Annotated in this window: 18 protein-coding genes and 1 pseudogene; 9 read left to right on the plus strand and 10 right to left on the minus strand. The window is 63.0% G+C overall.

Annotated elements, in window-relative coordinates; all coding sequences use genetic code 11:
- Window positions 1–14: 14 nt before the first annotated feature.
- The 5 genes from AC1DEL_RS02725 to AC1DEL_RS02745 all read right to left on the minus strand — a co-directional run bounded on the left by AC1DEL_RS02725 (window position 15) and on the right by AC1DEL_RS02745 (window position 4493).
- Entirely contained in the window at window positions 15–1439 is a 1425-nt protein-coding gene (locus tag AC1DEL_RS02725) for a heavy metal-binding domain-containing protein (protein WP_092297912.1), read from the minus strand.
- 72 nt (window positions 1440–1511) lie between these two features.
- Window positions 1512–2435: a multicopper oxidase domain-containing protein gene (locus AC1DEL_RS02730; RefSeq protein ID WP_092297915.1), complete on the minus strand. Its 924-nt coding sequence runs from the start codon at window positions 2433–2435 to the stop codon at window positions 1512–1514.
- Window positions 2436–2461: 26 nt separating this feature from the next.
- Window positions 2462–2833, minus strand: a complete 372-nt coding sequence (locus AC1DEL_RS02735) for a c-type cytochrome (protein ID WP_441590912.1) — start codon at window positions 2831–2833, stop codon at window positions 2462–2464.
- Window positions 2830–3534, minus strand: coding sequence for a c-type cytochrome (locus tag AC1DEL_RS02740; protein ID WP_477113764.1), 705 nt, complete (start codon window positions 3532–3534; stop codon window positions 2830–2832). The genes AC1DEL_RS02735 and AC1DEL_RS02740 overlap by 4 nt, the downstream gene beginning before the upstream one ends.
- 20 nt (window positions 3535–3554) lie before the next feature.
- Window positions 3555–4493, minus strand: coding sequence for a multicopper oxidase domain-containing protein (locus tag AC1DEL_RS02745; RefSeq protein ID WP_092297921.1), 939 nt, complete (start codon window positions 4491–4493; stop codon window positions 3555–3557).
- 374 nt (window positions 4494–4867) lie between these two features.
- Here AC1DEL_RS02745 and AC1DEL_RS02750 point away from each other — a divergent pair, with 374 nt between their 5' ends.
- The 5 genes and pseudogenes from AC1DEL_RS02750 to AC1DEL_RS02770 all read left to right on the plus strand — a co-directional run.
- A complete protein-coding gene (locus AC1DEL_RS02750) occupies window positions 4868–5263 on the plus strand; it encodes an RrF2 family transcriptional regulator (RefSeq protein ID WP_177219975.1) in 396 nt (131 codons plus the stop codon).
- Between the two features lie 139 nt (window positions 5264–5402).
- Entirely contained in the window at window positions 5403–7520 is a 2118-nt protein-coding gene (locus AC1DEL_RS02755; RefSeq protein ID WP_441644737.1) for a TonB-dependent receptor family protein, read from the plus strand.
- Between the two features lie 127 nt (window positions 7521–7647).
- Window positions 7648–8142, plus strand: coding sequence for an RrF2 family transcriptional regulator (locus tag AC1DEL_RS02760; RefSeq protein WP_092297930.1), 495 nt, complete (start codon window positions 7648–7650; stop codon window positions 8140–8142).
- A gap of 81 nt (window positions 8143–8223) precedes the next feature.
- Window positions 8224–8691 carry a group III truncated hemoglobin gene (locus AC1DEL_RS02765; protein ID WP_255370913.1) on the plus strand — a complete coding sequence of 156 codons (468 nt, stop codon included), beginning with the start codon at window positions 8224–8226 and terminating at the stop codon, window positions 8689–8691.
- Between the two features lie 260 nt (window positions 8692–8951).
- Window positions 8952–9223: pseudogene (locus AC1DEL_RS02770) on the plus strand (ISNCY family transposase); the annotation flags it as partial.
- A gap of 178 nt (window positions 9224–9401) precedes the next feature.
- Here the strand turns inward: AC1DEL_RS02770 and AC1DEL_RS02775 are convergent.
- From AC1DEL_RS02775 to AC1DEL_RS02785, 3 genes are all read right to left on the minus strand, one after another.
- Complete coding sequence (locus AC1DEL_RS02775) at window positions 9402–10475, minus strand: LacI family DNA-binding transcriptional regulator (protein ID WP_092301307.1); 1074 nt, start codon at window positions 10473–10475, stop codon at window positions 9402–9404.
- Between the two features lie 90 nt (window positions 10476–10565).
- Window positions 10566–11342 carry an SDR family NAD(P)-dependent oxidoreductase gene (locus AC1DEL_RS02780; RefSeq protein ID WP_441590921.1) on the minus strand — a complete coding sequence of 259 codons (777 nt, stop codon included), beginning with the start codon at window positions 11340–11342 and terminating at the stop codon, window positions 10566–10568.
- On the minus strand, window positions 11339–11878 hold the full coding sequence (locus AC1DEL_RS02785; protein WP_092301301.1) for a VOC family protein: 540 nt from the start codon (window positions 11876–11878) through the stop codon (window positions 11339–11341). The genes AC1DEL_RS02780 and AC1DEL_RS02785 overlap by 4 nt, the downstream gene beginning before the upstream one ends.
- Before the next feature lie 195 nt (window positions 11879–12073).
- Here AC1DEL_RS02785 and AC1DEL_RS02790 point away from each other — a divergent pair, with 195 nt between their 5' ends.
- The 4 genes from AC1DEL_RS02790 to AC1DEL_RS02805 all read left to right on the plus strand — a co-directional run bounded on the left by AC1DEL_RS02790 (window position 12074) and on the right by AC1DEL_RS02805 (window position 14965).
- Window positions 12074–13036 carry a Bug family tripartite tricarboxylate transporter substrate binding protein gene (locus tag AC1DEL_RS02790; protein WP_477125173.1) on the plus strand — a complete coding sequence of 321 codons (963 nt, stop codon included), beginning with the start codon at window positions 12074–12076 and terminating at the stop codon, window positions 13034–13036.
- Between the two features lie 68 nt (window positions 13037–13104).
- Window positions 13105–13539: an ester cyclase gene (locus AC1DEL_RS02795; RefSeq protein ID WP_477125174.1), complete on the plus strand. Its 435-nt coding sequence runs from the start codon at window positions 13105–13107 to the stop codon at window positions 13537–13539.
- A gap of 11 nt (window positions 13540–13550) precedes the next feature.
- Window positions 13551–14366 (plus strand): SDR family NAD(P)-dependent oxidoreductase, encoded by an 816-nt coding sequence (locus AC1DEL_RS02800; RefSeq protein ID WP_477113688.1) that lies wholly within the window; start codon window positions 13551–13553, stop codon window positions 14364–14366.
- Window positions 14367–14458: 92 nt separating this feature from the next.
- Complete coding sequence (locus AC1DEL_RS02805; RefSeq protein WP_477125175.1) at window positions 14459–14965, plus strand: 2,4'-dihydroxyacetophenone dioxygenase family protein; 507 nt, start codon at window positions 14459–14461, stop codon at window positions 14963–14965.
- A 239-nt stretch (window positions 14966–15204) separates the two neighbouring features.
- On the opposite strand, the gene AC1DEL_RS02810 is transcribed toward AC1DEL_RS02805, so the two are convergent.
- Both AC1DEL_RS02810 and AC1DEL_RS02815 read right to left on the minus strand, forming a co-directional pair.
- Window positions 15205–16860 carry a hypothetical protein gene (locus AC1DEL_RS02810; RefSeq protein ID WP_092301287.1) on the minus strand — a complete coding sequence of 552 codons (1656 nt, stop codon included), beginning with the start codon at window positions 16858–16860 and terminating at the stop codon, window positions 15205–15207.
- Window positions 16857–19496 (minus strand): hypothetical protein, encoded by a 2640-nt coding sequence (locus AC1DEL_RS02815; RefSeq protein ID WP_477125176.1) that lies wholly within the window; start codon window positions 19494–19496, stop codon window positions 16857–16859. The genes AC1DEL_RS02810 and AC1DEL_RS02815 overlap by 4 nt, the downstream gene beginning before the upstream one ends.
- Window positions 19497–19893 lie beyond the last annotated feature (397 nt).

The raw sequence follows: 19893 nt of genomic DNA on the forward strand, positions 1-19893 counted from the left end.
CTGTTGCCTTGTCGTTACAGGATCTCTTTCGCGGCCGCGCCGCCGCCCATGCGCTGGCGCGTGGCCGCCAGAGAAGCCTCCGCACCGAGCAGGAACTGGCCGTTCACGGCGATTGCCGCGCCTTCGGCCAGTCCGTCGACAATCTCAACGCGCTCGGCGTCTTCCTTGCCCAGCCGCACCTCGGTCGGCACGAAACGTCCTTCGCCCAGCGCGACCATGACGAAGCTCCCGTGGCCGGTGCGCAGCACGGCATCGCGCGGTGCCGTTAGCGTGGTCTCGCCCGCGACCTCGACGATGGCATGGAGGAAGGTGCCGGCGACGAGGGCGGCGGGCACCTGGTTGAGCGTCACGCGCACACGGGCCTTGCGGGTGGCCGGGTCCACCTCCGCCGTGGTGGCACGCAGCGGCGCGGTGGCGCGCCAGCCGGGCACGGTGTCCGAGGTCAGCGTGAGCTGGCCACCCTGCGCAAGCAGTGGCAGTTGATCGGGATAGAGCGACAGCGTGGCGCTAGTGCCGCGCGGGTCGCCGTAGGTCAGCACCGGCTGGCTGGGTCCGGCAAAGCCGCCGGGCCTGACATTGATGGCGGAAACGATGCCGTCGCGCTGCGCCAGCACGGGAATGACCTCGGTAATGCGGCGCTCCGTATCGAGCTTTGCCATGACCGCCGGCGGAATCTCGGCTTCGCGCAGGCGGTCCCGCTGGCGGGCAATTTCGCGCGCAAGACTGCCGAGCATCGCGTTGCTCTGTTCCAGCGCGGCCATGCCGCCGGAGGTCAGGCCGTCGCGGCGGGTCAGCAGGTCGAGGTAGTCGCGCTGGCGCTGTTGCGCCTCGGCGGAGTAGATCTCGTAAAGCACCTGGCCCTGACGCACCCGCTCGCCGGTTGCGGCGACGCCCAGGCGCTTGATCCAGCCCTCGAACTTCGGCGTGGCGGACGTGGCACGTCCCTGGTCGGATTCGAGCACGGCATAGGTGTTGATGACCGGCTTCAACTGGCGGTGCGTGACGACCTCCACCGCGATGCCCATCTGCCGGTAGGCGGCATCGCCCACGGTCACGGCAATCGGCGCGGCGGCAGCGGATTGCTGCGCGTGCTGGTGCTGCGGCATCGACTGGGTGGCGCCGGCCTTGACCAGGTGCATGCCGCAGATCGGGCAGCTGCCCGGCTGGGCCGTGACGATGTTCGGATGCATGGGGCAGGTGTACTGCGTGACGCCGCTGGCGGACTTGGTTGCCGCCGTCAGCAGTGCATTCCCGGCTTCAGGTCGACCGTGCATCTGGTCGTGCCCGCCATCCGCATGCGCCCCAGCATCGGCGGTCACCGCCCGCGCCTGGCTGATCAGTGGATCGTTGACGTAGTCGTACGAAGCCACCATTCCCACCACACCAGCCAGCAGTGCCACGGTAGCGCCGCCGATGCCCAGCATCGCACCTTCTTTCATGTTTTTCACCTTGCTCTCTGTGGCCGGCCGCGACGATGTCCCCGCCTCGGCCAGCCGTTAGCCCCGCGCTGCTTACCTCACGAGGATGTTGTCGCCCTTGCCGGCCTTCGGATCGGCATCATTGGAGAACTGCATGATGGCGATGGCGCCCGACAGCGCCTGACGCAGCGAGTGCGACACGATGGCGTTGGCGCCTTCCTTCGGCGAGATCAGGTCGAACGTGGCGGCATCGCCCGGCCCAACCACGAAGCTCTGCATGCCCACGTGGACGTTCTTGGGGTTGCCGCTGCCGTAGACGCGATCCCAGATACCCGCGATGGGGTGGAGCGACGAGAACTCGTTCACACCGGCGTTGACGAAGTAAATGCGCACGCGCTCGCCCGGCTTGGCTTGCAGCACGCGGGTGGCGCTCGGATCATGCACCGGGTCGTACTTGAAGATGCTGCCGTTGAACATGACGTTGGTCCACTTGTTGGCCATCATGTCCGCCTGGTTGTCCGGATTCGCGTACAGCTCGGACTGGATCAGCACATACTCGCGATCCGCCTTCGGCATGGCCTTGGAATCCTTCGGATCCACGATGATCGTGCCGTACATGCCGCGTGCGATATGCTGGATCATCGGGTCCGCGCCGCAGTGGTAGAAGAACACCCCCGGGTAGTCGGCAGTGAACGTGTAGTGGGCTTCTTCACCCGGCTTCACGGCCTCGAAGTCCTTGACGACATCCACGCGTGCCGCGTGAAAGTCCATCGAGTGCGAGTTCTTGTTCGCCTTGTCGTTGATCAGTGTGAACTCGATCGTGTCGCCTTCGGTGACATGGACCACGGTGCCCGGCACCTGGCCGTCGAAGGTCCAGGTGCGGTACATCGTCCCCTTGTTGTCGATAGGCAGGTCGATCTCCTTGGCTGTCATCGTGACCTTGACGGTCTTCGCATGCGCCTGCACGCCGGCCAGGAGAGCGGCGGCGGCAAAGAGCAGGGTTGGAAGGGCTTTCATTTGTCTTGTGTTTCCTCGGTTGCGTATTACTTGGTGCCAGTCTTGCTTACGAAGCGCAGGTAACTGACCATTTCCTTCATGTCGTCGTCGGTGAGCAGGCCCTCCCATTTCGGCATCAGAACGGATTTCCCTACAGCGAGACCACCTCCCTTGATCGCCTTCAACAGCGTTTCATCCGGTGTGTCACCCATAGCCTTGGTGTCGGTGTGATCGCGCGGCTTGACCGCCATGTCGCGGCTGTTCACACCGTTGCCGTCACGGTTCACACCGTGACACTGCACGCAATACGTGTTGTAGAGCCGTGTGGCATGCGCGAACTGGTCGTCGGCATGCGCACGGTTGATGCCAGCGGCCACAAGCAGCGGCGCGAGCATCAGGAAAGTCGTCTGGCGCCTCATTTAGGCTCTCCCTTCAACGTGGTGATGTATCCGGCCAGCTTCTGGATATCGGCATCATTGAGGTCGAGGCGCGGCATCCAGACATGCGGGTCGAATTTCTGTGGATCCTTGATGTAGGCGACCACGTAGTCCGGCTGCAGCCGCGCGCCACCATCCACCATCTCCGGCCCAGAGCTGCCGCCGTTGCCCGGCTTGGCCGAATGGCAGGAGGCGCAGCCGCGCAGCTTGGCAAACAGCAGGCTGGCCATGGAGGCGTTGGGCGGATCGTTCTTGAAGCCGCCTTTCTCCACCAGGCCGGCATCGCCGCCGAGCTTCATCAACTCGGCGGCTACGGCGGCGGCCTCGTCCTTGTCCAGCTTCGGGTGCGGGCTCAGCGCGGTGGGGTCGATGGTGTCGGGCCCCTTGTCGGCAGAGGCCTTGACCGCCCGGGCCACCATCACCCCCGCGGGGCGGATGGTGGTCGGGCTCTGCAGCCACTTCTCCAGCCATGGCTGGTTGAACTTGACGCCCGCGTAGTACAGGTCCGGGCCCTTGCGTTGCCACAGACGATCCACATCGAGCTTCTGGGGTTTCGTGACGGCGTGGCAGGCCACGCATTGCGCCTGCAGGACTTCCTGCCCGGTTTTCGCCTGGGCGGCGGTGCCCGCCGCCGTGAAGGCGAGGGCGGCCACGGCAAGGCGCGTGAGGTGAGGGATGTTCATCGAGATCGTTCCTGGGTCGATTACTGGACGGCCTTGCCCTTGAGCAAGTCGTTGCTGTACTGACCGGGACCCTTCTTCAGCGATTCCTCGTAGTAGAAGTTGGGCTGGTACTTCTTGCCGGCCCAGTCGTACCAGGGGTCCGAAGGCACGCCCGCATACTCCACGACGCTCATGATTCCGCCCATCGGACGATCGCCGTTGACGGTATGGGAGTCGACGTGGTCGTGAACCATCCAGCGGCCAGGGTTGTCGGCTTCGAAGATCAGGTCGTAGCGCTCACCGGGCCCGAACAGCACGGTGTCGGCCATGATGGGGTTGGCCAGCGGGAAGCCATCCTTGAAGGCGATCTTGAAGCTGTGCCCGTGCAGGTGGAAACTGTGCGTGCCGTCGCCAGCGCCAATCAGGCGCAGGCGGACCACGTCGCCTTTCTCGATACGGATGGGCTGGGTGTCCGGATAAGCCTTGCCGTTGATCGTGAAGTAGTCGGGCTTGTCTGATGGCAGGCCGCCGAAGCCGGGCTTGTCCGCCCACTTGGAGTCCCACTCGGAGAACATCAGGATGAATTCCTTGGTGACCTTCTTCTCCAGAGCGGTCGGATTCTTCGGCCGGACGATCAACGGACCCCACATGCCGCGCAGGGCGACGTGTTCATTGACGTTGACGTGGCAGTGGTACCACATGGTGCCGGACGGCGCCGCCTTGAACTGATACTTGAAAGAGTCGCCGGGCTTGATGGCCTCCTGGGTAACACCCGGCACGCCGTCGTTCTTCCAGGAGTTCTTCTGGTACATGCCGTGCCAGTGCACGGTGTGGGGCAGGGCGGTCAGGTTGTTGACGGTGACGTTGACATCGTCGCCTTCATCCACCACATACAGCGGGCCTGGCACCTGCCCGTTGAATGCAAACGTATGGAATTGCTGCTTGTCTACCAACGTGACCCGGGTGTCTTCGATGTTCATCTCGAAGTTCCGGGTTGCCGCGCAAGCACCGTGCGCCGTCAGAAGCGCCGATGTGGCAAGGATTGCGGAAAGTAAGGACTTCAACTTGGTACCCCCGATTGTTTGAGTGGCCGGTCTTCGCCTTTAAAGATGCATTCACTATACATCTTTAGATGCGGCAGAGCGGGTTAAGCCACACCACCCGTGAGGACTATCGCGTCCTCCATGCAACGGAAATTTGCCTCTTTATCCGATGCATAGCATTTATGTTGTATTGGGTATGCATCTTTAATAGACTTCATCGAAACATGGATCGGGAAGTCTTGCGAGCAAATGGATACCTATGTCGCTGTCTTTTTACGCCATCCGACGGTGCCGCCTTGCCGGAATGCGTGATGCGCCTGACCGTCTATACCGAGTACGGACTGCATGCGCTGGTCCATCTCGCGCGCAACGATGGCAGGCCGCAGACGGCGAGGAACATCGCCGACGCCATTGGGCTGCCGCTCAATCACGTCGTCAAGATCGTCCACGCGCTGCGCCGTGCTGGCTACCTCGACACCGCGCGCGGGCGTATCGGTGGAACACGCCTGGCGTGTCCTGCATCGGCCATCACTGTGGGCGACGTGGTCCGGGTCTTGGAATACAGGTTGGACTTGATGGCGTGCTTTCGCGCCGGGGGATTTTGCGTGGTCTCGAGCGTTGCCGATTGTCACGCGGCGCTGAGTGGGGCGCTGGTGGCCTACCTCACCGTGCTCGATGGCTACTCGATAGCGGATCTGCTGCCCTGATCGATGCCCGACATCGCAATAGACCTTTTCAATGCCGTGCGCTGCCATGTCGCATGGCGCAGGCCGATACGTGCTTCGTATGCTTCCGTTGCTTGCCCGGGGTCCATACCACGGCACCTGAAACGTAGACGAGAACAAAATGAGATCTGAAAAAGCCTGGCGCAAGACCGCCATTGCTGTAGTCGTACAGACGCTCGCGCTGAGCGGCGCGGCCATCGCGCAAACCAACGCCACGCAGGCATCCAATGACGCGCCACTCCCCACGCTGCCCACCATCACCGTCAGCGCAGCGGCGCCAGCCGAGGGTTCACTCACGGTGCCCGGCGTGGCCCGCCAGCGTGACACGCTGTTCCAATCGGCCGGGTCGGTCGGATTTGTCGATGCGCAGTCTTACACCGATACCTACGCCAGCAATCTGCGCGATGTCCTCAAGGACTCGCCCGGGGTCTACGTACAGGAGCGCTACGGCCAGGAGCTGCGCCTGTCGATCCGCGGCTCCGGCATCTCGCGCGGCTTCCACACGCGTGGCCTGGAAATCCTGCAGGACAGCGTGCCGACCAACTTCGCGGACGGCAGCGGTGACTACTACCAGATCGATCCCATCGGACTTTCCGCGGCCGAGGTCTACAAGGGCGGCAACGGGCTGGCATTCGGCAGCTCGACGCTGGGCGGCGCCGTCAACTTCACCACGCCAACCGCGCTGACGGCGGATGCGCCAAACATGCTGCGCGTGGACGGTGGCAGCTTCGGCACCGCGCGCGCCAGCGGCCAGGTATCGCGACAGATCGGCGCATTCGACTTCCTCGCCAATCTCAGCGTCAATCACTCGGAGGGCTACCGCAATCACGAACGCGGGCAGTACGAACAGCTCAACGCCAACTTCGGCTACCGCTTCAGCCCGGCCGTGGAAACGCGTTTCTACTTCGGGGCCTACGTGGTCGACCAGCTGCTGCCAGGCACGCTCACGCTCAATGAGGCGCTCAACGATCCGCGCAAGGCGTCCGCCAGTGCGCTGGCAGGGGACCAGGCACGTAACACGCGCACCGAGCGGCTGGCCAACGTGACCAGCGTGAAGCTGGACAACGGCCAGCTGGACTTCAGCACCTGGATCATCCACAAGAGCCTGTACCACCCGATCTTTCAGGTCATCGATCAGGACTACTGGACCTACGGCTTTGCGCCGCGCTACACCGGCAACTTCACGCTGGGCGGCATGCGCAACCAGTTGATCGCCGGGGCACGCTTCTTTGGTGGCAACAACAATGCCCGCCAATACGTCAACGTTAATGGCGACCGCGGCGCACAGACGCTGAACGCCCGGCAGGATGCCTTCAACTACGAGGCCTATCTCGAAGACCGGCTGTACGTGCGGCCTACGGTCGCGCTGATGGCGGGAGCGAAGGCGTACCGCAACCGGCGGGAGTACCAGGACTACGGCGGCTTGTCCGCCAGCCCAACGGCCAAGTCGGACAGCGCCACCTACAGCGGCGTGAACCCGAAGTTCGGCGTGCTGTGGGAGCCGCGCAAGGACGTGCAGGCCTTCGTCGACATCACGCGCAGCGCCGACGTGCCGGACTTCTCGGACCTGAACCAGACCATCGGCGCGACCAACCAGTTCGTGCCACTGGCGCAGCAGCGCGGCTGGACGGTGGAGGCGGGCACGCGCGGGCAACTGGACCGCTTCGGCTGGGACCTGACACTCTATCGTTCGCTGGTGCGCGACCAGATGCTGCAGTACACGGTCAGCCCCGACGTGCCAGCCTCCACGTTCAACGCCAACCGGACCATCCTGCAGGGCGTGGAGCTGGGCGCCAGCGCCGAGATACTGCGCAATATCATTGGCGCAGGCGACCGGCTCACGCTGTCGCAAATGTGGAACTACAGCGATTTCCGCTTCGACAACGATCCGGTTTACGGCAACAACCGCATCGCGGGCGTGCCGCAGCATGTGCTCCGCACGACCGTGGCCTACAACAGGGGCTCCGCGCGCGTGGCGGGCACGATCGACTGGGTGCCGACCGGCGCCTACGTGGACTACGCCAACACGATGAAGGTGCCGGCCTACGTGCTGTTCGGCATCCAGGCCAGCTACGAATTCCAGCGCGGCGTCACGCTGTTCCTCGACGCCCGCAACCTGGCCGACAAACGCTACGTCAGTGACTTCGGCACCGTGGCGAATGCGCGCACTGCCAACACGGCGGTTTTCTACCCAGGGGTCGGACGCGCGTTGTATGCGGGGGTGAAGTACAAGTTCTGATCGTGGTGGGATGCGGCGGTCCTGGCGGCCGCATTCCACTTGACTCGGGGGTCGATTCCCTAAAAGATGCATTTGGCGCGTAAGATATACTGACGCGTCCCGTCCTGGAGGCGAGTGGGGATCGAAGATGAGACTGACCGACTACACCGACTATGCACTACGTACGTTAATCTACATTGCTGCGCACCCGGACGAACTGGTGACGATCCAGCGGATTGCGGACAGCTTTAGCATTCCCAGGAACCACCTGATCAAGATCGTGCACCGGCTGGGGCAGGAGGGTTTCCTGCATACCCTCAGGGGCCGCTCCGGCGGCGTCCAGCTCAACCGTCCCGCGTCCAAGATCAACGTCGGCGAAGTGATTCGCACGATGGAGAGCGATTTTGCGATGGTCGAATGCTTCCACGCGGAAGGCAATCAATGTGTCATCACCCCGATATGTGGTTTGCGCGGCGTGCTGCACGCGGCGCTGGACGCATACTTCCGGGTGTTGGACGAACACACGCTCGAAGATCTCATTCTCAAGCCGAAGATGATGCAGCGCGTGCTGGACGAGCACGCTGCCGCGTCTGTGCTGGCGCGGATCCCCGTCAAGGTCTCGAGGCAAGCTGCGAAGACCTGACGAAGGGCAGGGGTTTATCTGCGCATTCGTCAGCCCCGACTATATAGATGATAAGATGCATTCGTGATGCATCTTTTAGGGATGACGATGCCCGGGAATAACCTTCAGACCGCCAGCGACGCCGTGGCCCAAGGCGCGCAACTGCCCGACGAAGCCGAAATATCGGCATTTGTCCGTGCCTTCTACGTGCGGGTTCGCGCCGACGAGAGTATCGGCCCGCTTTTCGACCGAGTCATCTCCGGCCGATGGGACCAGCATCTCACAACGATGGACACGTTCTGGTCAAGCATTGTCCTTGGGAGCAAGCGCTACCGGGGCCATGTCCTGTCCCGCCATATGATGCTCGCGGGGATCGAGGGCCATCATTTCGACCGCTGGCTCGAGCTCTTCATCGACACGGCACAAGCCACTTTCAACAAACCAATAGCAGCCGAGTTCGTGCGGCCGGCATTGCGCATTGCCAAGAGCCTGCAGTTGGGGATGTACGGCATGTCCTACGAGGTGCCAGCCGGGCAACGGGAGCTGCTGGAACGGTACACAGGCAGGTAGCCAGCCGCAGCATGGCCGGGGCAAGGCTGCCTGCAGGGCTTTCGGCCTCGGATCATTGATTTAACATAATACTCATTATGCCTCTGAACGATGTTGGCGCTAAATAGTAATGTCGTATCTGAGCCAAATAGAAATGTCCGGATTGGCCATGCTGTTCGCCTTGCGTTTCACGCACGGGAGCAACACCATGGGACGGCCGGATACGTCACCATGAGCATGCGGGAACTGGATCGCAGCAGAGTCATCGAGGCCGTCGTGGGCTGGTGTTTGTCGACGACGCCACCGTCCGGCTAATGGAGCTGCTGTTCGTGCCGACCGAATCGACGCCGGCTTACTTCGCCGTCACCCGGGCCTACATCGAACGGCACGGCAAGCCGATGGCCTTCTATTCCGACAGGCCGAGATCTTCCGGGTCAACCGACAGGAGACTGCCGAAGGCCGCGGCTATACGCAGTTCGGGCGCGCCCTGTTCGAGTTGAACATCGACATCCTGTGTGCCAACACAAGCCAGGCCAAGGGCCGCGTTGAGCGCCCGCTGCAGTCGGCGCGATCCAGCAGCAACCGGCAGCTTTACGCTCAGCCCCTACCTGTTGAGTCTGCCGCTGGTACTGGCGGCGGTCATTCTGGTCGCGTGGTTCCGGCCACGCGATCCGGGCCCGATGGTCGTGGGCTCCGTCGAGGCACGCTGAGTGCCCCCGGCGATAGTGCGCTCAGGCCTTGGCTGCGGGAGGCGGTGCGCAGGACTCGCGCATAACGACTTGCGTGGTCAGCCGTACTTCCTGCCCCCCCTGCTCCTTCGCCTGTGCGCGCTCCGCGGCGCCGCCAATCGCTCGCAGCAGAATTTCAGCGGCGGCCGTGCCCACGGCCTCGAGGTCCCAACTGATCGCGGTGATCGCGGGCGAATACAGTTGGGGCAGATCGCCGTCGCCGACGCAGATCAGGCTGACATCGTGCGGCACCCGATGGCCGGTTTGTCGCGTTGCCTGCAGTACACCCGACAGGATGCGCGTGCCCAGGCAAATGAATGCCGTCGGCCGGGACTTTGCGGAAAGCAGGGCCAGCGCGTCGCTGAACGACAAATCCATGGCCGAGCGGCTGGCTCGGACGAGCGTTTCATCCACCGTCAGGCCACGCTCGGCCATCGCCGCGCGATATCCATCGATACGCTCGCGTCCGGGTCGCAAGGCACCGTCGGAGGTCATCAGCGCGATGCGCGTATGACCCAGATCAAGCAGATACCGGCAGGCTTCGTATGCGCCGCGGAAGTGGTCGACGTGAACGCCCGATCCCTGCTCGCCGAAGTCGCGGTCCATGGCAACCACGGCCAGATCACGCGAGATCTGTTCAAGATAGTCGGCACGCTCTACTTCACAGGGCCCGAGAATCAGTCCATCGACGCGTCGTCGGCGGAACAGGTCCACCATCAGCTCTTCCTGCGCCTTGCTATTGTGAGTGTTTCCAACCACCATGGCGTAGCCTTCGCGCTGCAGGCGCATCTCCACCGCGGTAATGATGCGGGCATACAGGGGGTTGGCCAGATCGGAAACCAGCAGTCCCACCACGCCAGAAGTACCTGTGCGCATGCTCTGCGCGATCGGATCTGGTGCATACGCCAGCGCCTTCGCTGCGCGTTCGACGGCCTGGAGAGCCGCTTCGCTTACGGGACCGCTACGATTTAACGCCCGCGAGGCCGTGCCCAGCGACACGCCGGCCGCCCGCGCCACGTCACGAATCGTGACGCGGGCGGGCGTATCGGAACTAGGGGTGCGCGTTCGGCTGCTCATTTTTGATCCCGGGGCTTGCTAGCGGATGGCGGCAGTGCGGCCGGCTTCGCTCGCGATTATCGCCCAAATCCGCCCCGCCCCTTGCCACATCTAGTACATCGCACGGCCGCCACTGATGTCGAAAACCGCCCCGGTGCTGAAGCTGCAACGCGCGGAGCACAGCCAGGCCGCCATCTCGGCGACCTCCTCGACGCGGACGAAGCGTTTCATCGGCACGCGCTCCAGCAGTCGCGCCTGCAGTTGCGCACGCTGGCTATCGTCGTAGACGCCGAAGATATCGGTGTCAGCCGCGCTGGGCGTGATGCAGTTGACCAGCACACCGGTTTCGGCCAATTCCTTGCCCAGGCTTTTGGTCATCGATATCAGCGCTGCCTTCGATGCAGCGTAGGCGCCGGCGAAGGGGTTGCCCTCCTTCCCGGCAATCGACGCCACATTAACCACGCGGCCATAACCGTGACTCACCATGAGGGGAATCACAGCCTGCGCGCACAGCAACCCGCCAAAGACGTTCACGTCGAAGACGCGCTTCCATTCATCGAGAGAGGCCTCGATCGTCGGGCCGCTGCGCCCCAGAATCGCGGCATTGTTGACCAGCACCGTGGGCGCTCCCAGCGCTTCCGTGGACTGTGCCAGCGCGCGGTCGACCTGAGCGCGATCCGTAATGTCAACCGCGACAGACATCGCGTTTGCGCCACTTGCACGCAGCGATTGCACAGCCTCGTTGAGTTGCCCGGCATCGCGATCCCACAATGCTACGGAAAAACCCTCTGCGGCCAGACGGGCACCAATCGCCAATCCAATGCCACGCGCAGCGCCCGTCACCACCCCGACGCGTCGCCCTGCTTCCCTGCTTTCGTTGGCGGTCATTGCGGCGCTCCGATCCGGCGGATGGGATCAGCGCCGTCCCAGCCTTTGGCAGCGGCGGCAATCGACGCGAAATACTCGCCCTTGCCGCCCGCCATTTCCGAAATCTCCACGATGTTGCCCGGCAAGTCCGCGTGGACGTAATAGGCAAATCGGCCGCGCATGCCCATGCGGCCACCGTGCCCCTCTACGTAGCCGCGCCCACGTAAGGCTTCCGCGTACTCGTCGAACCGGTCGTCTGTCCAGTAGGCGATATGCTGCATGCCCTCTCCTGCCCGCTTCAGGGAATCCAGATACAGCGACGGCGCTTCGTTGCGTTGCTGGATCAGCTCGATCTGGACGCCCCCTGAATTGGCAAGGGCGATAGACAGGTCTGGCAGTGCCGATGTCTTCCCGTAGTAACGGAACTCGGTGGTACCAACGGCTTCCTTGTAGAACCAGGGGCCGACGCCCAACACGTCGCTCCAGTGCCGCATGGCCTTCTCAATGTCGCGCACGACATAGCCAATCTGGCAAACGCCACCAAACAGCAAACTCATTGCCTCCCTCCCCAAAATTGGAAACGTTTCCAGTTCCAACTCTAGTCTGCGTTGCGTTTAGATGCGACATAGAGTTTACCATGATTGTCGTGCCCCACATGGTCTACCAAACTTTCATGGAAACGTTTCCACATCGATTGGAACGCACTGAAGACGTCTGCATCGCAGAACGGACGGATACCCACGGAGACAGCCATGAACAGATTTCTCGCCAGCGCCCTGCTCGCCCTTGCCACCACCGCCGCCCAGGCCGGCGATGTCGCCACTTATCCCGATCGCCCTATCCGCATGCTGTTGCCCTTCTCCGCCGGCGGCGGCGGCGACATTCTCGGCCGCCTGCTCGCCGAACGCTTCGCGGCGCAACTCAAGCAGCCGGTAGTGGTGGAGAACAAGCCGGGTGCGGCTGGCACGATCGGTACCCACGCCGTCGCCACCGCAGCACCGGACGGCTACACGATCATGATCGGCGGCATGTCGACCCATCAGCTTGCGCCGGCCACGTACACGAAGCTGCCCTACGACCCGGTGCGCGACTTCCAGAGTCTGGGGGCGATAGGGAATTCGTCAATCGTGATGATTGCTGCCAATCAGTATCCAGCGAACAACCTCAAGGAACTGATTGCGCTGTCGCGCAAGGACAAGACGCCGATTCAGTATGCAAGCTGGGGGGCGGGATCCACGGGCCACTTCTGTGGCGAGGTCCTGAGCCAGAAGACCGGCATACCGATGCAGCACGTGCCATACAAGGGCACGTCGCAGATTGTGACCGACATCCTCGGCAACCACATCTCTGTGGGCTTCGTCGATATGGTGACTGCCACCCCTTTCGTCAAGGAAGGCAAGGTCAAGGCGCTCGCTGTATGCACGCGACGTTCGCCTAGCTTGTCAAACGTCGCCAGCTACCAGGAACAGGGGGTGGACTTCGACCGCGAACTGACCTGGGTCATGTACGTGCCAGCAAAGACGCCAAAACCCATCGTGGAGAAATTGTCTCGCGTCCTGGAAACCACGCTCAAGGAGCCTGACGTCGTCAACAAGCTGCTCTCGCTGGGTATCACTGCAAAGTATGTGCCCGGACCGGAGCAACAGGCTGTCAATGCCCGCGATATTCCCATGTGGAAGGCAATCGCGACGCAAGCGAACATCAAGCTGGATTGAGCGACCGGCCTCACACACAGCACCCGATCACCATTCGAATTCTCATCATCTACCACAGGAGATTTTTAATGTCAGCTACGCTCGACGCCGCACGCATCAAGACCGTGCGGGACCACATGGCTCTGGAATGTGTCCATGACTGGGATGCCGTCATCGATACGTTTGCCCACCCCCGCTACGAAATGCATGGCAGCGGCGTTGTCTTTGACGGCGAAACCGAGGTGCGCGGCTACTTTGATTCGTCGCGGATTCCCTTCCCCGACCTCAAGAACGAAATTATCGCCGTTGCTGCCGTCGACCAAACGGTGCTCGTAGAGTTCTGGTTGCAGGGCACGCATCTCGGTCCGCTCCAGGCCAACGGCAAGACCTTCGCACCGACGGGCCGCACCTTCCGGGTTCGAATGGCCGCCACGTTCGAGTTTGCGCCGGGCTCGGACAAGATCATCTGCGAGCGCCCATACTCGGCGCCCGACGCCAAGCTGCGCGCGCTCGGCCTACGCTAAGGGACGCCGGCATGGGAGATTCAGCACTTGCAATCGCCAGTGGGCATGGCCGGCTGGCCGGTAAGGTCGCCATCGTCGTGGGCGCTGGCTCCAGTGGCGCGGACGTCAGCAATGGCTCTGCCGCGGCCATTGTCTATGCGCGGGAAGGCGCGCGCGTCCTCTGCGTAGACCGCGACACCAAAGCCGCGCAACGCGTTGTTGAGCAAATCCGCGAAGCCGGCGGCGATGCACTGCCGTTCGAGGCCGACGTATGCCGGAAGGCCCAGCTTGCAGCCATGGCCAGCTATTGCGCATCCGAGTTCGGACGCATCGATGTACTACATAACAATGTCGGTATCGAGATCGTGGCGGAGCTCGAGGATATCCGCGAAGAAGATTGGGATCGCGTCTTCGACATCAATCTCAAAGGCGTCATGCTGGCCTGCCAGCAGGTAATCCCTCGCATGGTGAAACAGGGCGGTGGTTCGATCGTAAACATTTCGTCGATCGCCAGCCGAAAATGGAGCCCGATGCCGTTTCTGGCTTACAACACGTCAAAGGCGGCGCTCAACCATATGACGCGTGTGCTCGCGCGCCGCTACGCTTCTGATCGTGTTCGGGCTAACGTCGTGGTCCCCGGATTGATCGACACACCACACGCCGCGCACCTGACCAAGGGTGACGCTGCGGCGGGACAAGCCGCACGCGACGCGCGAAATCTGCGTTGCCCGATGGGCCACCAAGGCACTCCATGGGACATCGCCTATGCGTCGCTGTTCTTGGCAAGCGATGAATCTCGCTACATCACCGGCACCGAGATTGCAGTCGATGGCGGACTTTATCTCTGAGCCACCCGGACTTCCGGACACTTTCAACATACCGGCGACGAGACACAGCTATATCCGCGCGATTCGACTCGTCGCCTCAGGAGATTTGCATCATGGCATTGCCCAAGGTCTTTACCCATCAGGATCGACTGCTGTCCTTCAACATTCACGATGCAGTGGCGTTCCCAGGCTCGGAATCCGGCTCCACCATCGTCCCGCTCTTCCTCGATCGTGAGAGCGGTGTCTGGGTCCTGTACGGAAAATTCGAGCCAGGCACGACACTGCCGCCCCATTTCCACACCGGGACCGTCCACTTCTTCACGACGAAGGGCGAATGGAACTATGTCGAGTACCCAGAGGACCCGCAAACAGCCGGTAGTTACCTGTATGAACCGGGCGGCTCCATTCACACGTTCTCGGTACCGGCCGATGCCAAAGAGCCCGCTGAGGGCTTTATGGTCGTCTATGGCGCCAACGTAATCTTCAAGGACGGCGAATACCAGTCCGTGCGTGACGCCGGTGCGATCGAGGACGGCATTCTCAATGCCGCCAAGGCCATGGGGCTGCCAACCCCACGGTATATCCGGCCAACCGGCGGAGCCACGTTCTCGCGCGACTGAATTTTCACGCCCGTATGCTGTGTAGGAGTGTCTCAAGGGGCACGCCTCGAAAAAACTAACTTGATGGAGACAGAGCCCAGCAGCAATTCTGGTCCGATGCGCATTTCGTGGATGGCGAGAGCGGAAATCGATGCAGCGCAGCATGCGCCGAGCATAGGATGTCTTTCACTTGTTGCCATGCTACTCACGGCTTACCCCGTTCGGAGCACGCACACTCTGCTGCGATCGGCGCCGCCTCTCTACTTCGTCAACGCGTCGCGCCGTTTGCGCCAGTAACGGTCGAACAGGGTCGAGAGGTCCCCTTCCACCGCGCCGATCGAACACGCCTCACCCTGCGGCCGATGTGTGCCGAAGATGTCCCGCCCATTGATCGGAGCCGCCATGCATAGCGCATTGTCGCCACCGTTGCCGGCCGGACTCAGTGGACGCAGCGGTGCATAAAACGGCCCCAGTATCGGGAAAACACTGGGAATCGTGCTGCCGCAGGCATTGCCGGGAAACTGGAGGTTATGGCCAAGGTCGCGGAATGTGCGCTGCGCATCCGCGCCCCCGCAGGCGCCATTCCAGTTACCCAGCACGATGGTGTTGGCGAACTCGATGGCCGATGTATCACCACAAAGCTGGGCGTGCTGTACGGGACGGCTGCCATTACCGGCGATGGTGACGTTCAGGAATCGCACGTTGCCGCCATGGAACGCGCCAGCGCCCTGCTTTGCCGAGTTGTCGACAAGGATCGTGTTCGCAATCTGCCCCATGGCCGGCATGCACAGCGTCTGAATAGCGGCGCCGGTATTGGCGGTGTTCTGGCGAAACAGGCTGCCTCTGCTGTCGAGCCGCGCCTGCCGCGCGTAGATGGCGCCGCCCGCCGTACCGGCCGTGTTACCGACAAAGCCATCGACGCTGATCTCCACCAGCGCAGACTCTCCCGCATAGATTGCGCCGCCGGCACGGGTGGCGACGTTGCGCTCGAATCGGCTGTTTCGCACGCGCAGGCTGCCCTGCCGTTGCAAATCCCAGACGGCCGCGATGGCGCCCCCGCTGCCGGCCGCCTGGTTGGCGCGGAACGTCACCTTGCGCATGACCGCCGTGGCACCGTGTGTCTGGCGGATAGCGCCGCCATCGCCGCCGGCGCGATTGCGCTCGAACTGGCTGTCTTCCACGGTCAGCGCGCAGCGCGACAGGATGGCGCCGCCGTCCTGTGTATCGGCGTTATCGGCAAACCAGGCATTCCGGATGGTGACTTCGCAGTTTCCCGCCGCGCTGCCGCCAAAGCTGGCGTGGCCATTGCGCAGGAATTGGGTATCCGCAATGCGCACCGTGGTGCCCGGCCCCGTGGCCAGCACCTCGCCACCCTTGTTGTCGGTCAGACGACTGTTTTGCGAGATATCGAGTTCTCCTTCGGACACCACCAGCACTGGACCGGTATTCTCGGCAATCCAGGCATCGCGCAAGACGAGATTGCCCGCCAGCAGCCAGATCGGACGATCCGAGTTGCGGATGGTGGTCCCTGCCAGCAACGATACCGCTCCTTCCCCCGAAATCACGCTGCCTGGGTTGCCGCCCGATGTGCCACCCCCACGGATCGTGATACGTGTGAACGAGGCGTGTACACCGGCGCGGATCCCGAACATGCGGTGTCCGTTGCCATCGAGCGTGACCTTGCCCTCGCCGTCGATCACCACGTCCCGGCTGAGCGCATGCGTGGTGGTGAAGGCGATGGTCCCGGCGCAAGCAAACGTGATACGCCCGCCGGCCTGAAGCGCCTCGCTCAGGTCCGTGCGTGCATCACCAGGCCAGACGTCCTGGCCGCAGGCCGTGACGGTGGCATCGGCATGGGCCAGGCCCGCGACGAGCATTGGCACGATACCGTGCAACCACTTCGTAATCAGGTTCATGGCGGACCCAGCAGGATGAACATCGGGTTATCCAGCCGCGTGAAATCGAGCACGATCCTGCGCCGCGTCACCGGACTGGTGATCTCGACGCGGCCGTCGCCGCCCGATGTCATGGGCGCCACGCCCAGCGCGCCCGGGGCGGCGCCCGCGTGAGGCCAGTCATCGCGGTCCGGCTGTGCGGTGCCGTTGACGGACGTCACCTGTACGCAATCGAAACCGATACGCTGGCCGGTCGTGCCTCGCACCGACACGTATTCACCATTGCAGGCGGAGCCCGTGCCCATCAGCGGACCGGGCCCCGGATTCCGTTGCCGCGCGCGCGTGCTGAATGTCTCGAAGTCCATCTCCGCGCCGTCGACGATCTCGATCAGGCCGACGTTATCGAACGGGCCGAAACGCGAGTCGTTCCCTGCGCGCGGCTCGTTGTAGATGGCCATCCAGAACGTGGGACCGGCGTTGTAACCCGGGCACGCGGGATCGTCGGACCGGACCAGGAACCAGTTCGGGCGCTGGTCATCCGGCTTCATGCACGCTCTCAGGTCGTCTGGAATCATGAGATTGACGCCGCAAGCGAAGCCGTCCCAGACGCACAGGTTCTGGTCGTAGCTGGGGGCATGGCCCCCCACCTCCGCCCGCCTGCCATCGAAACGCAGGAAACGCTCCAACGAAGAACGGCGTGTATCCGATTCCCGAACGCGTTCCTTGCGGTCGAACAGCGGTGCGACGTGCGGGGGGCCGGCCAGCATCAGCGTCGTCGGCACCGCCGCGCCCAGGCCGTCTTGCGTGTCCTTGAGGATGGTGCCGTCAAGTCCATCGGTGGTCGTGTTCATCGGCATGCCCGTGGTCACGCCGCCGGCCGTGATCGTGAAACTGGCCCCGCTGGAAACGATCTCCCAGCCATCGTGGTGAATGCGCTGATGCACGAGCGGCGCATGGCCGCGTTCCATCGCCAACGAGAAGATGGCCTCGTCGGGCCGCCAGTATGACGTGGCCGCATAGATCGCCTGCGACGCGTACGCGCTGGTGGCCGCATAGGAATTGCCGCCGCCTGCTGGCAGGTTCAGCGATCGGCCGAAGTACAGCAGTCCCAGGGCGTGCAGGTAGTCGGCGCCCTCGCTGAGGTCGAACAATCCGTTGAACGGCCATTTTTTGGGATCGTGAGGCAGGCCATCGACGTGAAACAGGTACTCGCGCTTGCGGCGATATGGCACGATGCGCCGCCCTTCGTTGCTCGATATCGCATACTTCGCCACCGCATACTCAAGCGCAAGCTGCGCGCCAGTTCTGACATCGGGGTCCTTGGCAAAATCGGCAAGGTTCATGATCGCGGCCAGGCTGTATCGCTGATAGGGCCGGCTGTTGTATTCGAGGAAGTCGGCCTTCACCACGCGTTGGGTATGTTCCAGCAGCCATTCGCGTAGATTCTTCTGGTCGCTCGCATAGCCGGTGCCCCCATTCGACATGATGTACTGGTTGTTGAGGTACTTCGTGGTGTTGATCAGGAAGAGGTGATTCTCGGTTTCCGGAATCGTGAGCACCAGCGCGAGGGCAGCTGCCGTGGCGACCCCCGCGGCCACCACGCTTACCAGCACCAGCAGGAGCACGCCGCCAAGACCGGCAGTGAAGATGGTCACCGCCACCGCCGCAGCGATCAGGAAGATGATCAGCAGAATCCAGGCGAGGTCTTCCAGCGTGTTCGCCAGGTCTTCCATCAACCCGTCGAAGCCGTCGCGGTCGTCCGATCGCTCCTGCGGGCTGCCGACACTGCGCTCCTCGTTGCCGCATTCCCACAGGTGATAGCGCTCCTGCGCGGGGCCGCCATCGATATCGATCAATTGATCGTTGAGCCTGGTCCTCGCTTCCTGTGACAGGATGGGCCGCGCGCGGTCCAGCTCGGCTACGCGGATCAGGTCCTTCAACGTGGCGTCCCAGTCGCCGTGCGTCTTGCCCACGCGGCCCGCGCACAGCATCCCGTCCGTCCCCACCTGCTGGGTGCCCCGCGACATATTGAGCAGCGCCGTGTTGGCCTGCGCAATCAGACAGGCCGTGGCAATGCGGAAGGTCAGGTGTACGCGTCCGAAGTCTGTCGGAATGCTCGGGTCCGGTGGATCCTGCAGGACAGCCGATACGTTGTAGAAACCGGGCGTTGCGCATACGAGCGGCGCGAATCCCACCAGCTTCTGCTGCAGTGGTGCCACATCGGGCAGGCCGCCTTCTGGCGGGCTCACCAGCGCTTTCCAGATGGGATCGTCGAGGAACTTGTCTGCGGCAGCGATGCGGGTCGCTTCGTCAGTGGACCTGCACTCGTCCTTGAACAGCCGGCAGATCACGGTACGGTCGAACGTCACCGTTGCCGTACACCAGCCCGGTTCGAACTCCGCCAATGGCAAACGACGCCTGCCGAGCTGGCTCCACACGACCTTGCCGAGGACTTCGGCGGCCATGTCCTCGCTGCTGTCGTGCGCGCGGAAGCGATTGACGAAGTCGAGTTCCATCCCGCACGCCATCACCGAGATCACCCGGGTGCCGCGCACCGGCAACGTGTCGATGGCCTGCGTGACAAAGACCGGTGCCTCGGCCATCGGCACCTGATACTGCACCGTGTCGGGTGCCGCCTGCGTCAGGCCGGTTGCCACGGCCCACAACGGGCCGAGCGTCAGCCGTACAAGCCTTGAGCATCTTCTTTTTATCATTGGCGCCTCATCGTTCGGCACGCGGGGACGCGCGCGGCAAACGCCTGAGGGCCGCAGGCAATGAGAGCAGCTTAGAAGGTGGCGGCGAAAGCGCAAATTCGCGCGATTTCAGCCTGATCTGCGTGGAATTTTCGTCTAACGTCAGATTCTGATGTCATGCCCCGCGCGTTTCACGGGTCCCGGTTTGCAAGTTTCCCCTCTAGACGGACAAGGCCGATCCACCCCACAAATGACTGCTAAAGGCGAGGCCGATGCCCGCTATGGGTCGATAGCTGCCCGTGACTGCGAGCCTGGCTCCGCCGTGGCACCTCGTCATGCAACTGCCCCGCCCTGCTCCGGC

This window comes from Cupriavidus sp. 10L43_2 (assembly GCF_056395265.1).